The sequence below is a fragment of the Diaphorobacter ruginosibacter genome (genome assembly GCF_014395975.1).
GTDB classification, from domain to species: Bacteria; Pseudomonadota; Gammaproteobacteria; order Burkholderiales; family Burkholderiaceae_C; genus Diaphorobacter_A; species Diaphorobacter_A ruginosibacter.
In genome coordinates, this window is record NZ_CP060714.1 from 4,906,183 (window position 1) to 4,920,102 (window position 13,920).

The following is a 13,920-nucleotide window of genomic DNA, read 5'->3' on the forward strand; positions in this document are numbered from 1 at the left end:
CGCCAGCCGCCGGGTTCCGAGCAAGCCGGGCGGTCCTGATTCCCTAACAAACCAGTCAGGAATAGCGTGAAACCCAATCTTGTCAGTGCCGACGTCCTGTTCGAAGAGTTTCGCAGTTCCCTGAAGCTGGTCTGGGTCGCCGGCCTCGGCGCATCGGCCCGTCGCTTCGACGAAGAGGCGGTGCGTGCGGCCCGCTCGGGCGCCGACCTGGTGGGCTATCTCAACTACATCCACCCCTTCCGTGCCCAGGTCATGGGGGAGCGGGAAATCCGCTACCTTTGCAACGGCACCGAAGACGACTGCAAGCGCCGGGTCGCGCGCATTCTCACGCTCGAGCCGCCCGTGCTGATTCTTGCAGACGACCAGACGGCGCCTGATGCGCTGCTGTCGCTGTGCGAGCGTGCACAGATCCCGCTGTTCGCCACGCATGAGTCGTCGGCCTTCGTGATCGATGTGGTGCGTGCCTATCTCTCCAAGCACTTCGCCACGCGCACCACGCTGCACGGCGTGTTCATGGACATCCTGGGCATGGGCGTGCTGATCACCGGCGAGTCGGGGCTGGGCAAGAGCGAGCTGGGCCTCGAGTTGATCTCGCGCGGCAATGGCCTGGTGGCCGATGATGCGGTCGATCTGTACCGCATCAACCAGACCACGGTCGAGGGCAAGTGCCCCGACCTGCTGCAGAACCTGCTGGAGGTGCGCGGCATCGGCCTGCTCGATATCCGCGCGATCTTCGGCGAGGCGGCGGTGCGCCGCAAGATGCGCCTGAAGCTCATCGTGCACCTGGTGCGCAAGGAAACGCTGGAGCGCGACTACGAGCGCATGCCCTATCAGCCGCTGACCCAGGACGTGCTGGGTGTTCCGGTTCTGAAAGTAGTGATTCAGGTGGTTGCGGGCCGAAACATCGCCGTGCTGGTCGAGGCCGCCGTACGCAACACCATATTGCAACTGCGCGGCATTGATACCTACCAGGAGTTCGTGGAGCGCCACCGCAAGGCCATGGCCAGCGGCGTCCAGCCCTGATCCTGGCCGTCAACGTATTCCAGGCGAGCAACAAAAAAGCGAAGCAGGTGCTTCGCTTTTGTCTTTGGGAGGGAGCCGTTGCCGGTCCCCTGTTCCTTTTGGCGCTCGTGCAGGTTCAACGCCCGGCGTTGGCGCGCTTGGCGCAATCCGAACACTGGCCGTACAGCGACATCGAGTGATCCTGGATCACCCAGCCCTTCTGCTTGGCGATGAGGTTCTGGCGCTTCTCGATCTCCGCGTCGTAGAACTCCTCGACCTTGCCGCAACCGGTGCAGACGAAATGGTCGTGGTGCTGGCCTTCGTTGAGTTCGTAGACGGCCTTGCCGCTTTCGAAATTGCTGCGCAGCAGGATGCCGGCCTGCTCGAATTGCGTGAGCACGCGGTAAACGGTTGCAAGGCCGATGTCGGAACGTTCTTCCAGCAATACGCGGAAAACGTCTTCGGCCGTCATGTGGCGCTGCTGCCCTTTCTGGAAGATGTCGAGGATCTTCAGGCGGGGAAGCGTTGCCTTGAGGCCGGTGCTTTTCAGTTCGTCGATATTCGTCATGACAAGGTCTTTCGTTTGCCTAAGGCGCGTTAAGGCCCGGGGGATTCCAGCCGCTACAATGGGCTGATCATATCCCTATGGCTTTAACCATGTTCGCTCCCGCCCGTTACGGCGTCCGTTGTGGCGCAATCGTTTTGCTCAGTGCCGGGCTGGCCGCTTGCGGTAGCTTTGACAGCGCAAGCCATCGTCTGGCCAGCGCCATCACACCATACAAGATCGATGTTGTGCAAGGAAATTTCGTCTCCAGGGAACAGGTCGAGGCGCTCAAGCCCGGCATGGGCCGCCAGCAGGTCAAGGAGATCCTTGGCACGCCCCTGGTCACGCCGCTCTTCCACAATGATCGCTGGGAATACGTCTTCACGCTCAAGCGTCCCGGCATCGAGCAGCAGACCCGCAAGCTGACCGTGTTCTTCAAGGATGACGTGCTCGATCGCTACGAAGGCGACGAGATGCCGACCGAGGCCGATTTCGTTTCTTCGCTGGCATCCAAGGCCTCGAAGAACAAGGTGCCGAACCTGGAAGCCACGGAAGACCAGCTCAAGCGCTACGCGCCCAAGCCCGATGCACCCGTCTCCGTGGTCGACAATCCCGGCAACGAGGCTCCATCGGCACCGCTGCCCGCCAGCTACCCGCCGCTGGAAGCGCGCAAGTAATCCGGCAGAGCCAGCAGGGCAGGCCGCAACGGCAACCTTTTTCGGGCAATCTTTTCCCCGCTCCTGCCAGGCAGGCGGCACGCATCGGAAGGCCACGGGCCTGCAGCCGGCCGCCCGGGGCGGGAGCAACGACAAAAAGACAGACTATCCATGACCGCTCCTTCACATTCCCGTCGCCGCGTTGCCGTGGCTGGTGCTTCCGGCCGAATGGGCCGCATGCTGATCGAGGCCATCCGCCAGAGTGACGACTGCGTGCTGGCGGGGGCCCTCGACGTTGCGAGCAGCCCGGCCGTCGGCACGGACGCCACGGCGTTCCTTGGCCATGCGAGCGGCGTGCAGATCACGGCCGACCTGCATGCGGGGCTGAAGAACGTGGACGTACTGATCGATTTCACGCGCCCCGAAGGCACGATGAGCCACCTGGCGGTCTGCGAGGAGCTCGGGGTGCAGATGGTGATCGGCACCACCGGCCTCAGCGAAGCCCAGAAGGCCCGCCTCTCCGAAGGCGCCGCGAAGATCAGCATCGTGTTCGCCCCCAACATGAGCGTGGGTGTGAACGTGGCGCTCAAGCTGCTGGAGATGGCCGCCCGTGCAATGAACGACGATGGCTACGACATCGAGATCATCGAGGCCCACCACAAGCACAAGATCGATGCCCCCTCGGGCACGGCGCTCAAGATGGGCGAGGTGATCGCCAGGGCGCAGGGAACGCATCTCGCAGATCGCGCGGTGTATGAGCGCTATGGCGAAACCGGCGCGCGCAAGGCCGGAACCATCGGCTTTGCCACCGTGCGTGGCGGCGACATCGTGGGCGACCACACGGTCCTGTTCTGCAGCGAAGGCGAACGCATCGAGATCGCGCACAAGTCCTCGAGCCGCGCCGGCTACGTCCGCGGCAGCCTGCGTGCCGTCGGCTATCTGGCGGACAAGAAGAACGGCATGTTCGACATGTTCGACGTGCTCAAGCTCAACGACTGATCCACACAGACGGAGCGCACCATGAACGGACTGGCGTGGTTGCGACAAGGGGACGCCGTGACGCAGATCACGGCCGTGTTGCTGCTGGCCATGTCGGTGGCCAGCTGGATCGTCATCTTCTGGAAGGCGTGGCTCATGCGCCGCGCCCATGTAGACGTTCCGCGCTGCACGCAAGCCGTCTGGCAGGCGCCCACGCTCGCAGCCGCGAGCGAACGACTCCTCCCCTGGGATCGTGAAGGCCTGGTGCGGCCAATGGTGGAGGCGGCGCTCGCGGCGTCCGCGCAGTCGTCCGCCACGCTGGCAGGGCAGGGCCATCGCTCCCAGCAGCTCACCCGCGTGCTGCGCAACGCTTTGCAGTCGTCGCTTTCCCGCCTGAAGTTCGGACAGGTGCTGCTTGCCACGGTCGGCTCGACGGCACCTTTCGTGGGCCTGCTCGGCACGGTCTGGGGCATCTACCACGCGCTCACGGGCATGGCGGGTGCCGGGCAGATCACCATCGAGCGCGTGGCGGGGCCGGTCGGCGAGGCGCTGATCATGACGGCCGCGGGGCTGGCCGTGGCGATTCCGGCCGTGCTGGCCTACAACGTCTACGGCCGCGTCCTCGGCAACGTGGAAGCCGATCTCGAGGGCTTCGCGCACGACCTGCGCGACTTGCTGGCCGATGGCCCTGCGAACAGCCTGGCGGATGACTCGGCGGACGATCTGGCAACCGGCCCGCTGGGCGACTGACCGGGAGCACGCCACATGGCCTTCGGACGCATGGTGCGATCACAGGAATCCAAGCCGATGAGCGACATCAACGTCACGCCGCTCGTCGACGTGATGCTGGTGCTGGTGGTGATCTTCATTCTCACGGCGCCGCTGCTGGCCAGCGCGATCCGCCTCGATCTTCCCAAGGCCGATGGCGCCGAGGCAAGTGCCGCCTCCTCCAAGCCGGTGGTCGTGTCGATCGACGCCGCGGGCAGGGCCTATCTGAACGACCGGCCGCTCGATGCCGATGCGCTGCGTGAGGGCCTGAAGGACATCGCACGCACGCGTGCCGAGACCGAAATCCAGCTGCGTGCTGACACCACCGTGCCCTATGGTCGCGTGGTCGAGCTCATGGGCGAACTCAACAAGGCGGGCCTGCACCGGATTGCCTTCGTGACCGCGCCGCAGTCTGCGCAGGCCGAGGGGCACTCGCTGCGCTGAGTAGTGCCCCAGGCGCTCGCAAGTATCACCACACAATACTTTTCGCACTCGGCACTCCCGTGTCCTGCGCTGCCGTTACAGTGTCGTCCAACGCCGTTCCGGCATGGAAGGGGAGTCCTCGATGGATCGCACTTTGTACGAATGGGCAGCGCAGCAGCCGCACACTGCAGAGCAGGTGGCGCAGCTGCACGCCGTGGCCACGGCGCCCGGTGAGCCGCGCGCACTGGCGCGGCAGATGCATGCGGGCCTGCTGCTCGTGGCGGGGCTGCTGCTGGCCTGCGGCCTGATCTTCTGGATCGCTGCCAACTGGCAGGAGCAGACGCGCATGTTCAAGCTGGGGCTGATAGAAGGCGCCCTGCTCGCCAGCGTGCTGGCATCGATTTTCTGGCGGCGCGGGCGCATCGCGGCGCTGTTGTGCGCAACACTGGCGTTGGGCGGGCTGCTCGCCTTCGTGGGGCAGACCTACCAGACCGGGGCGGATGCGTGGCAGCTCTTCGCAACCTGGGCAGGCCTCGCGCTGATCTGGACGCTGCTGGCGCGCAGTGATGTGCTGTGGGTGCTGTGGATCGTCGTGGCGGCCACCGCCATCGCCATGTGGTACGGGCACCTGGACCTGTGGAGCATCCTGTTCTCGCGCGACCGCGGGATGACGGAGCAACTGCTCTATGTCGCGATCTGGCTGGCACTGGCGCTCGTGCCCTGGCTGGTGTCTCTTCTTCCGTGGGCGCGCCACCGCCATGGCGTGGCGTGGTCGTCGCATCGCCTTGCCCTGGCTCTCGCGCTCGCCGCATGGATGGTATTGGGCGTGGCCGATCTCTTCACCAGCAAGCACAGCGGCTTGGCGTTTCCGCTGGCGGGTTTGTTGACCGCTGCGGCCATGTTCGTCTCCTACCGGGGGCGCATGCAGGACTTTGCGAGCCTGTGCCTGGGGGCCCTGGCCGCCAACGCATGGATCATGTCGCTGGTCGTGAGGGTGATCCCATCCAGCAGTGATGTAGCCGCCTTCCTGATCTGTGCGATCGTGGGGCTGGGCTGCCTTGCGGCCACGGTATCCGGGTTGATGGCCGTGCAGCGCAGGCTGCGCGGCGAGGCGGACGCTGCGGTGCGTTCGTCGCGGTCGAACACAGGAGGCGAACAATGAACCTGAATCTGTTTTCCTCGCAGCCGGCCTGGTGGCAGCGCGCCCGCGCGCAGGGGCTGGTGAGCGGCGACGCCCCGAATGCCTCGATCGATGAGGATCCGAACATCTTCGTGGTGGTGCTGGCACTGATCGGGGCCCTGGTCTGCACATTGCTGGTGGGCGCGTTCCTTTTCGCGCTGCTCGATTCGGACTTCTGGTTCAGGAACCCCGCTGCCGTGGGGGTGAGCGTGCTGGGCATCGTCGGCGCGGGCGTGATGCTGCATCGCGCACGGGGCGTGTTCATCACCTGCCTGGCGCTGGTACTCTGGGGTACCTTCATTGCGCTTCTCCTGCTGCGCATTGGCGACCAGATCGACCATGACGAGCGTCAGCTCTTCATGCTGTGCTCGGGGCTGGTGTTCGTGCTGCAACTGGTCGGTGCGTTTGTTGCGCGCGCGCTCTGGATCAAGCGCATCATGGGCTTCGTCTGTGCCGTCGCGCTGCACTGGTTCCTCGCCACGGTCATGAGCAGCAGCCTGCTGCTGGTGGTTTTCGACGTGAGCAGCCTGCTGATGGTGGCCTGCTGGCTGTTCTTCATCCGCAAGGAGCCCGGCCTGCTGGCGGCGCGCGGGGCATCGCTGACGGGCTGGGCCGTGTTCCTCGACAGCGTCGCGGTGGCCCTGATCGGCATGATGGCGCTGAACTATGTGGACGCGGGCCTTGGCGTGGGCCTGTCCCACAAGCTGCAGGGCCTGTGGGGCACGGACGTGACCGATATGCCGGAGTCGACGCTGCGGCTGATCGCCACGGCGGGCCGCGTCTGGGCCGTGGCCCTGGTGCTGCTGGCCACGGGGCTGGTGCACGCCCACTGGAAGCGCGGCGGCATGGCGCAGCCGCAGACCCTGATGACGCTGCTCGGGACCGGAGTGCTGCTCGCGGTCGCAGCCTGGTTCGCGCCCTCGCTCGGCATGCTGGCGCTCATGGCAGCCGGCGCGCTGATTGGCGGCCGCTGGCGCATCGCAGCGCTCTGCGGGGTGGCAGCCCTCTGGGCACTGTCTCAGTTCTATTACAGCCTGGCGTGGACGCTGGCGCAGAAAGGCCTGGGGCTTGCGCTGTTCGGCGCATTGCTGCTGGCCGGCCTGTATCTGCAGCGTCTTCTCGCGGCCCGCAAGGCCGCCGTCGATGCCGGGGCGCAGGCCGATGTGATGCTGCCGCCACTGGCCGCCTGGTCGCGCACGCGCCTGCTGTGCCTGATTGCCGGCGCGTTGCTGATCTTCGGCCTGGTGAACTGGGACGTGCGCGGCAAGGAACAGGTCATCGAGCATGGCCAGCCCGTGCTGGTCAGGCTGGTGCCGGTCGATCCGCGCTCCCTGATGCAGGGCGACTACATGGCGCTGCGCTTCGATCTGCCGGCGGAAGTGCGCGAGGGCCTGGAGAACACGCTTGCCCCAACCGCCCTGGTGGAGGCAAGCCTGGATGACAAGGGGCGTGCCACGGTGCTGGGGCTCGCGCGGCCGAACGTGGCACCCGGGCAGGGCCGGATCCTCCTGCCGCTCAAGCGCCTCAAGGGCTCCTGGGTGCTGGTGACCGACGCCTTCTTCTTCCCCGAGGGCCAGGGCCGTGTCTTCGAGCACGCCTCGTATGGTGATTTTCGCGTGCTGCCCGATGGGCGTGCGCTGCTGGTCGGACTGGCGGATGCGGACGGCCAGGCGATCGAGATGCCGCGCGGTCCCCGGGTCCCGCTAGAGGAGGAGACCGAGGCGATGGAGGAGCCCGCAGCCGTCGCGCCGGTCGCGCCCGAGGTGGCGCCGGCCGTGCCGGAGGCCGAGCCTGCGGCCCCCTCCGGGCGGAAGTAGCCCATCCTCTACTGCGACAGCGCGCCCACCTCGTTCTGTCGCAGTCCCAGCTTCACGTCATGGCCCGACGGATTCTGAAACGCCTGCAGCCCGAATTCGGGCAGGATCGCCATCAGGTGGTCGAAGAGGTCGCCCTGGATGCCCTCATATTCCACCCACGCGGTGGTCGCGGTGAAGGCATAGATCTCGAGGGGCGTGCCGTTGGTGGTGCTTTCCATCATGCGGGCCATGAGGGTCATGTCCTTGCGCAGGCGTGGATGGGCCCGGAGGTAGGCATTCACGTAGGCGCGGAAGGTGCCGATGTTGGTGAGCTTGCGCAGGTTCACGACCTCCTCCGCCATGTCGGGGGCCTTGCGCGCGAAGTCGCTGTTGTATTCACCGATTTCCTGCGTCTTGCTCTCGAGGTAGGGTTTCAGCAGTGCGATCTGCGAGAGCTCGTGGATCTCGGTGTCGGTGAGAAAGCGCACCGTCGCGTTGTCGATGAGGATGCTGCGCTTGATGCGTCGCCCGCCGGACTCCGACATGCCGCGCCAGTTCTTGAAGCTCTCGCTCATCAGCCGCCAGGTGGGAATGGTGGTGATGGTGTTGTCCCAGTTGCGGATCTTGACGGTGTTCAGCGCCATGTCCACCACCGCGCCATCCGCGCCCACCTGGTCCATCTGCAGCCAGTCGCCCACGCGCAGCATGTCGTTGCCCGTGAGCTGCACGCCCGCGGTGAACGAGAGGATTGTGTCCTTGAACACCAGCATCAGCACGGCCGACATCGCGCCCAGGCCCGAGAGCAGGATCAGCGGCGAGCGGTCGATGAGCGCGCCGACCATGACGATGCCCACGATCAGAAAGGTGACCAGCTTGCCGAGCTGCACGTAGCTCTTGAGCGAGCGCGTCTGGGGCCGGGTGCTGAGCGCCTGGGCGTTGTGGTCCTGGATCGCATCGAGCACCGCCACGACCACGCGCCCGATCGCCAGCACCGTGCAGGCCACGGCCACGTTGTGGATGATGTTCAGCACCACCGAAGACAGGTGCGGCACGGCGAACACGCCCACCTGGAACACCAGCGAAGGCACGATCTGCGCAACCCGCCTGAGCACGCGCCTGTCCATCAGGTTCTGCAGCCCGCCATCGGGCAGGCTGCCTGCCACGCGCGGCACCACGTTCAACAGGACGAGACGCGTGATGAAACGCAGCACATACGCGAAGACCGCGAGCACGGCCAGGCCGATGGCGCTCTGCATCCATGGATCGAGGTGGCTGATGGTGTCGTAATACTCGGAAAGCACGGGTTCACACTCCTTGTGGTGGCTTCGGGGGTGAAAGATGGGATCGTCGGGCGAGGCTGTCGCCCGCGTGGGGCGGCCCGCTTTTGCTCCTTGATTGGGAGCGCGCGATCCATGTGTGACATGAGAAATGCCGGAAAGATCCCTCTATTTTCGCATGCCCTGTCTTGACCATGCCCACCGCCGGGTGCTTGGGCGGGGGTGTCGAGGTCCGGTGCGGGCCGTGTAACGGAGCCGAAAACCGGGGTTCAGGCAAACGCCTACAATCTTCGACCATTCGGTTCGCGTCAACCCTTGGGCATTGCGGCCGCGTTTCTTCCCATTCGAGTTCCATGCAAGACAAATACAACCACGCCGAGGTCGAGCGCGCCGCGCAAGGCCACTGGACCGCCAACGACGCCTATCGCGTGACCGAGGACGCTTCCAAGCAGAAGTTCTATGCCTGCTCCATGCTGCCGTACCCGAGCGGCAAGCTGCACATGGGCCACGTGCGCAACTACACGATCAACGACATGCTCACGCGCCAGCTGCGCATGAAGGGCTTCAACGTGCTGATGCCCATGGGTTGGGACGCGTTCGGCCTGCCGGCGGAGAATGCGGCGCTCAAGAACAAGGTGCCCCCGGCCAAGTGGACGTACGAGAACATTGCCTACATGAAGGGCCAGATGCAGGCCATGGGCCTCGCGATCGACTGGAGCCGCGAAGTCGCCACCTGCGATCCCGAGTATTACAAGTGGAACCAGTGGCTGTTCCTCAAGATGCTGGAGAAGGGCATTGCCTACCGCAAGACCCAGGTCGTGAACTGGGACCCGGTGGACCAGACCGTGCTCGCGAATGAGCAGGTGATCGACGGCCGCGGCTGGCGCACCGGCGCACTGGTGGAAAAGCGCGAGATCCCCGGCTACTACCTCGCCATCACCGACTACGCGCAGGAGCTGCTCGACCACGTGCAGATCGGCAATGAGAAGGCCACGCTGACCGGCTGGCCCGACAAGGTGCGCCTGATGCAGGAAAACTGGATCGGCAAGTCCGCGGGCGTGCGCTTCGCATTCACGCACGACATCCGGGGAGCGGACGGCCAGCTGATCCAGGACGGCCGGATGTACGTCTTCACGACGCGTGCCGACACCATCATGGGCGTGACGTTCTGTGCCGTGGCGCCCGAGCATCCGCTCGCGCAGCATGCGGCACAGTCCCACCCCGGGCTTGCGGCCTTCATCGAGGAATGCAAGAAGGGCGGCACGACCGAGGCGGAACTTGCCGTCAAGGAAAAGGAAGGCCTGCCGACGGGCCTGTTCGTCACGCACCCGATCACCGGCAAGCAGGTGGAAGTGTGGGTGGGCAACTACGTGCTGATGAGCTACGGCGACGGCGCCGTGATGGGCGTGCCCGCGCACGACGAGCGTGACTTCGCGTTCGCGCTCAAGTACCAGTTGCCGATCCGGCAGGTGGTGGCCGTGGAGGGCGAGACCTACGACGCCACCCAGTGGCATGACTGGTATGGCGACAAGGAGCGCGGCATCACCATCCATTCCGGCGAGTTCGACGGCATGGGCCACAAGGACGCCGTCGCAGCCGTCGCGAAGGTGCTCGAATCCAAGGGCCTGGGCGAGCTCAAGACCACCTGGCGCCTGCGCGACTGGGGCATCAGCCGCCAGCGCTACTGGGGCACGCCGATCCCGATCATCCACTGCGAGGACTGCGGCCCGCAGCCCGTGCCCGAGAAGGACCTGCCGGTCGTGCTGCCGCAGGACCTGGTGCCCGATGGCTCCGGCAACCCGCTCGTCAAGAGCGAGGCCTTCCACGCCGGCGTGGTCTGCCCTTGCTGCGGCAAGAGCGCGCGCCGTGAGACCGACACCATGGACACCTTCGTGGATTCGTCGTGGTACTTCATGCGCTATTGCGATGCGAAGAACAGCGAGCAGATGGTGGCCGGCGGCTCCGACTACTGGATGCCCATGGACCAGTACATCGGCGGTATCGAGCACGCGATTCTTCACCTGCTCTATGCGCGTTTCTGGACCAAGGTGATGCGCGACATGGGCCTCGTGAAGATTGACGAGCCCTTCACGAAGCTGCTCACGCAAGGCATGGTGCTGCGCGGCGCGTTCTCGCAAAAGGCCGAGAGCGGCGCGAAGGTCTATTACTGGGAAAAGGACGTCGACGTCATCAAGAACGAGAACGACGTGGTGATCGGCGGCACGCTCAAGGCCGACGGCTCCAGGCTCGACTACGAGATGACCACCATGTCCAAGTCGAAGAACAACGGCGTGGACCCGCAGGACCTCATCGAGAAGTACGGCGCCGACACCGCGCGCCTGTACACCATGTTCACCTCGCCGCCCGAGCTCACGCTGGAGTGGAACGAGTTCGCCGTGGAAGGCAGCTACCGCTTCCTGCGCCGCGTGTACAACTTTGGCGCCAAGCTGGCGGGTGCTGAGTTTGACGCTGCACGCGCCAAGGCCACGGCCAGGAACGGCGTGGCAGGGGTCAGCTTCGGCAAGGAAGCCAAGGCGCTGCGCCTCGAAATCCACACCGTGCTCAAGCAGGTGGATTACGACTACCAGCGCATGCAGTACAACACCGTGGTCTCCGGCGCGATGAAGATGATCAACGCGCTCGAGGACTTCAAGGCGCTCGACAGCGAAGGCGGCCGCGAGGCCGTGGTCGAATGCTTCGGCATCCTGGTCCGCGCGCTGTACCCCGCAACGCCGCACCTCGGTCACGCATTGTGGAGCGAACTGGGCTACGCCAAGGCTCAAGGCGATCTGCTCGACACCTCGTGGCCCGAAGTCGATCCACAGGCGCTGGTGCAAGATGAGATCGAACTCATGCTGCAAGTGAACGGCAAGCTGCGCGGCTCCATCGTCGTGGCCGCCGGTGCCGACAAGGCCACCATCGAAGCCGCTGCCTTGGCCAACGAGGAATACCAGAAGTTCGCCGAAGGCAAGGCCCCGAAGAAGATCATCGTGGTGCCGGGTCGCCTGGTCAACGTGGTCGTCTGACGGCGAAGCGGCCCAGTCACGCAGGAGATGCCAAGCACCATGATGCAAAAACGTACCGTTCTCACCATGTTCGCTGCCGTGCCGCTGCTGGCGGCATGCGGCTTTCGCCTGCGTGGCGCGCCCGATTTCAGCTTCAAGTCGATCTATGTGAAGTCGCAGCCCGGCTCGCAGATGTCGCGCGAGCTGATCCGCACGCTCAAGGGAGCGGGCGGCAACATCACGGTGATCACCGAGCCCGAGCGCATCACGGAGGCCGAGGTGGTCTGCAACATCCTCTCGGAAGCCCGCGAACGCGTGGTGGTCGGCCTGAACGCCTCGGGCCAGGTGCGCGAGCTGCAACTGCGGCTGCGCATCCACTTCTCGCTGACGGGCCCGCAGGGGCAGGAGTACATCACCAACACCGAATTGCTGCAGCAGCGCGACGTGAGTTACAACGAATCGATCGCGCTGTCCAAGGAGGGTGAAGAGGCCATGCTCTACAAGAACATGCAGACCGATCTGGTGCAGCAGCTCATGCGCCGCCTCGCCAAGGTCAAGCTGATCCCCGTGTCCTGATCGCCCGGGACGAACGCATGCAAGTCGCCCTGAACCAGCTCGCCGGACATCTGCAAAAAGGCCTGAAGCCGCTGTACGTGCTGCACGGTGACGAGCCGCTTCTGCAGCAGGAGGCGGTCGACGCCATACGTGCGGCAGCGCGTGCGCAGGGGTACTCCGAGCGCAGCAGCTTCACCGTGCAGGGAGCGCATTTCGACTGGAGCAGCGTGCTTGCGGCCGGTGGCTCGCTCTCGCTGTTCGCGGACAAGCAGATCATCGAAATCCGTGTTTCCTCCGGCAAGCCCGGCAAGGACGGCGGCGCAGCGCTGCAACAGATCGCGCAGGAGTCTGCAGGCAACGAAGGCACGCTCACCATCGTGATGCTGCCGCGTCTGGACAAGGCCACGAAGACCGGTGCATGGTTCAGTGCGCTGGAGTCCGCGGGCATCAGCATCCAGATCGATCCGGTCGAGCGCGGTGCGCTGCCGCAGTGGATCGCGCAGCGCCTGGCCAGCCAGGGCCAGCGCGTGGTCGCAGGCGAGGAGGGCCAGCGCACGTTGGCCTTCTTTGCCGATCGCGTGGAGGGCAACCTGCTTGCCGCGCACCAGGAAATCCAGAAGCTCGCGCTGCTGTATCCGCAGGGCGAGCTCACCTGGTCACAGGTGGAGCAGGCCGTGCTCAACGTCGCGCGCTACGACGTCTTCAAGCTCTCCGAGGCCGTGCTCTCCGGCAACGTCGCCCGCATGCAGCGCATGATGGACGGCCTGCAGGCCGAAGGCGAGGCCGAGGTGCTGGTGCACTGGGCGCTGGCCGAGGACATCCGCTCGCTGAAGCGCGTGAAAGACGCGATGAATGCCGGCAAGCCCCTGCCCATGGCGCTGCGCGAAAACCGCATCTGGGGGCCGAAGGAGCGCCTGTTCGAGCGCATCCTGCCGAACGTGGGAGATGCCGCGCTGGCGCGGCTGCTGCAGTCGGCGCACACGGTGGACGGCATCGTCAAGGGCCTGAAGCAACCCGACTGGCCGCAGAACGGCTGGCTGGCACTGCAGCGCCTGGGGCTGCAGCTGTGCAAGACCTGCGGGGCGCGCTGACGGCGGAACGAAGCGGGGCCTGGTCGTGGCGCAGCCGGCAGGCGGCGGTTACTGCTCGGCAATCACATCGACAAACACCAGCGGCTCGACTCCCGTGGCGGTGAGCCCGTGCGATTCGCCCTTGCGCACGATGGTCACGTCACCGGCCTTCACGGGCACGTCCTTGCCATCCTTGTCCTTGAAGATGCCGGTGCCCGAGATGATGATGTACGTGTCTTCGTTCGTCGTGTGCTTGTGGTAGCCGATGGAGTCGCCCGGCTTCAGCGTGAGCCAGCTGATCTCCTTGATCGCCTCGTCCTTCTTCGGCATGTCGCGCGTGAACGCATATTCCCCGTGCAGCACACCCTTGCCTCCTGCTGCCTCCTTCTTTTCGGCCTTGATCATGCTTTCGCGCGGATAGACCTCGGCATGGACGAAGCTGGTGGCGGTCAGCAGGGCCAATGCCGTGAACGAAGTGAATCCGGGGATCCTGGTGAACGGGTTGCTGCGCATGATGGAAGACGCCCTTCTTTCTTGCTGGTGTGAATATTGTTCAGGACACGCCACCAACAGAAATGCCGCGTCCGGGGGGCCGGAGCGCGGCATGTGCTGAGTGGACGGAATTCACTATAGGCGAGGCCCGGGCTCTTCCATTTCGGGGTTTGT

The 13,920-nt window shown here is 65.2% G+C and carries 13 protein-coding genes; 10 read left to right on the forward strand and 3 right to left on the reverse strand.

All coding sequences use genetic code 11. The features are described 5' to 3' along the window. The first annotated feature begins 66 nt into the window (after window positions 1–66). A complete protein-coding gene (hprK, locus tag H9K76_RS22085; RefSeq protein ID WP_187597396.1) occupies window positions 67–1,023 on the forward strand; it encodes an HPr(Ser) kinase/phosphatase in 957 nt (318 codons plus the stop codon). Between the two features lie 115 nt (window positions 1,024–1,138). On the opposite strand, the gene fur is transcribed toward hprK, so the two are convergent. Next, the gene (gene fur, locus H9K76_RS22090) at window positions 1,139–1,570 is read right to left on the reverse strand and encodes a ferric iron uptake transcriptional regulator (protein WP_187597397.1); all 432 of its coding nucleotides are present in this window, start codon (window positions 1,568–1,570) and stop codon (window positions 1,139–1,141) included. A 77-nt stretch (window positions 1,571–1,647) separates the two neighbouring features. Between fur and H9K76_RS22095 the strand changes: the two genes are divergently transcribed. From H9K76_RS22095 to H9K76_RS22120, 6 genes are all read left to right on the forward strand, one after another. Next, complete coding sequence (locus H9K76_RS22095) at window positions 1,648–2,223, forward strand: outer membrane protein assembly factor BamE (RefSeq protein WP_187597398.1); 576 nt, start codon at window positions 1,648–1,650, stop codon at window positions 2,221–2,223. A 150-nt stretch (window positions 2,224–2,373) separates the two neighbouring features. After that, window positions 2,374–3,201, forward strand: coding sequence for a 4-hydroxy-tetrahydrodipicolinate reductase (gene dapB, locus H9K76_RS22100; protein ID WP_187597399.1), 828 nt, complete (start codon window positions 2,374–2,376; stop codon window positions 3,199–3,201). A gap of 21 nt (window positions 3,202–3,222) precedes the next feature. Further along, window positions 3,223–3,930 (forward strand): MotA/TolQ/ExbB proton channel family protein, encoded by a 708-nt coding sequence (locus H9K76_RS22105; RefSeq protein ID WP_187597400.1) that lies wholly within the window; start codon window positions 3,223–3,225, stop codon window positions 3,928–3,930. A gap of 15 nt (window positions 3,931–3,945) precedes the next feature. Beyond that, on the forward strand, window positions 3,946–4,392 hold the full coding sequence (locus H9K76_RS22110) for an ExbD/TolR family protein (RefSeq protein ID WP_187597401.1): 447 nt from the start codon (window positions 3,946–3,948) through the stop codon (window positions 4,390–4,392). A 121-nt stretch (window positions 4,393–4,513) separates the two neighbouring features. Next, a complete protein-coding gene (locus H9K76_RS22115) occupies window positions 4,514–5,533 on the forward strand; it encodes a DUF2157 domain-containing protein (RefSeq protein ID WP_187597402.1) in 1,020 nt (339 codons plus the stop codon). Beyond that, window positions 5,530–7,368, forward strand: a complete 1,839-nt coding sequence (locus tag H9K76_RS22120) for a GDYXXLXY domain-containing protein (RefSeq protein ID WP_187597403.1) — start codon at window positions 5,530–5,532, stop codon at window positions 7,366–7,368. The genes H9K76_RS22115 and H9K76_RS22120 overlap by 4 nt, the downstream gene beginning before the upstream one ends. A gap of 8 nt (window positions 7,369–7,376) precedes the next feature. Here H9K76_RS22120 and H9K76_RS22125 read toward each other — a convergent pair whose 3' ends face one another. After that, window positions 7,377–8,648 (reverse strand): mechanosensitive ion channel family protein, encoded by a 1,272-nt coding sequence (locus H9K76_RS22125; RefSeq protein WP_246475199.1) that lies wholly within the window; start codon window positions 8,646–8,648, stop codon window positions 7,377–7,379. A 329-nt stretch (window positions 8,649–8,977) separates the two neighbouring features. Here H9K76_RS22125 and leuS point away from each other — a divergent pair, with 329 nt between their 5' ends. Genes leuS through holA form a run of 3 tightly spaced genes read left to right on the forward strand, consistent with a single transcriptional unit; the run spans window position 8,978 to window position 13,275 of the window. Then, a complete protein-coding gene (gene leuS, locus H9K76_RS22130; protein ID WP_187597404.1) occupies window positions 8,978–11,650 on the forward strand; it encodes a leucine--tRNA ligase in 2,673 nt (890 codons plus the stop codon). A gap of 42 nt (window positions 11,651–11,692) precedes the next feature. Further along, complete coding sequence (locus tag H9K76_RS22135) at window positions 11,693–12,205, forward strand: LPS-assembly lipoprotein LptE (RefSeq protein WP_187600795.1); 513 nt, start codon at window positions 11,693–11,695, stop codon at window positions 12,203–12,205. A 17-nt stretch (window positions 12,206–12,222) separates the two neighbouring features. After that, the gene (gene holA / locus H9K76_RS22140; RefSeq protein ID WP_187597405.1) at window positions 12,223–13,275 is read left to right on the forward strand and encodes a DNA polymerase III subunit delta; all 1,053 of its coding nucleotides are present in this window, start codon (window positions 12,223–12,225) and stop codon (window positions 13,273–13,275) included. Window positions 13,276–13,323: 48 nt separating this feature from the next. Here the strand turns inward: holA and H9K76_RS22145 are convergent, their stop codons facing one another. Further along, window positions 13,324–13,767, reverse strand: a complete 444-nt coding sequence (locus H9K76_RS22145) for a cupin domain-containing protein (protein WP_187597406.1) — start codon at window positions 13,765–13,767, stop codon at window positions 13,324–13,326. Window positions 13,768–13,920 lie beyond the last annotated feature (153 nt).

Bases quoted from the DNA above. Each gene is read 5' to 3' on its own strand.
- H9K76_RS22115 (WP_187597402.1), top strand. From the start codon at position 4,514: ATGGATCGCACTTTGTACGAATGGGCAGCGCAGCAGCCGCACACTGCA.
- leuS (WP_187597404.1), top strand. From the start codon at position 8,978: ATGCAAGACAAATACAACCACGCCGAGGTCGAGCGCGCCGCGCAAGGC.
- H9K76_RS22095 (WP_187597398.1), top strand. From the start codon at position 1,648: ATGGCTTTAACCATGTTCGCTCCCGCCCGTTACGGCGTCCGTTGTGGC.
- H9K76_RS22110 (WP_187597401.1), top strand. From the start codon at position 3,946: ATGGCCTTCGGACGCATGGTGCGATCACAGGAATCCAAGCCGATGAGC.
- holA (WP_187597405.1), top strand. From the start codon at position 12,223: ATGCAAGTCGCCCTGAACCAGCTCGCCGGACATCTGCAAAAAGGCCTG.
- H9K76_RS22145 (WP_187597406.1), bottom strand. From the start codon at position 13,767: ATGCGCAGCAACCCGTTCACCAGGATCCCCGGATTCACTTCGTTCACG.
- fur (WP_187597397.1), bottom strand. From the start codon at position 1,570: ATGACGAATATCGACGAACTGAAAAGCACCGGCCTCAAGGCAACGCTT.
- H9K76_RS22105 (WP_187597400.1), top strand. From the start codon at position 3,223: ATGAACGGACTGGCGTGGTTGCGACAAGGGGACGCCGTGACGCAGATC.
- dapB (WP_187597399.1), top strand. From the start codon at position 2,374: ATGACCGCTCCTTCACATTCCCGTCGCCGCGTTGCCGTGGCTGGTGCT.
- H9K76_RS22120 (WP_187597403.1), top strand. From the start codon at position 5,530: ATGAACCTGAATCTGTTTTCCTCGCAGCCGGCCTGGTGGCAGCGCGCC.
- H9K76_RS22135 (WP_187600795.1), top strand. From the start codon at position 11,693: ATGCAAAAACGTACCGTTCTCACCATGTTCGCTGCCGTGCCGCTGCTG.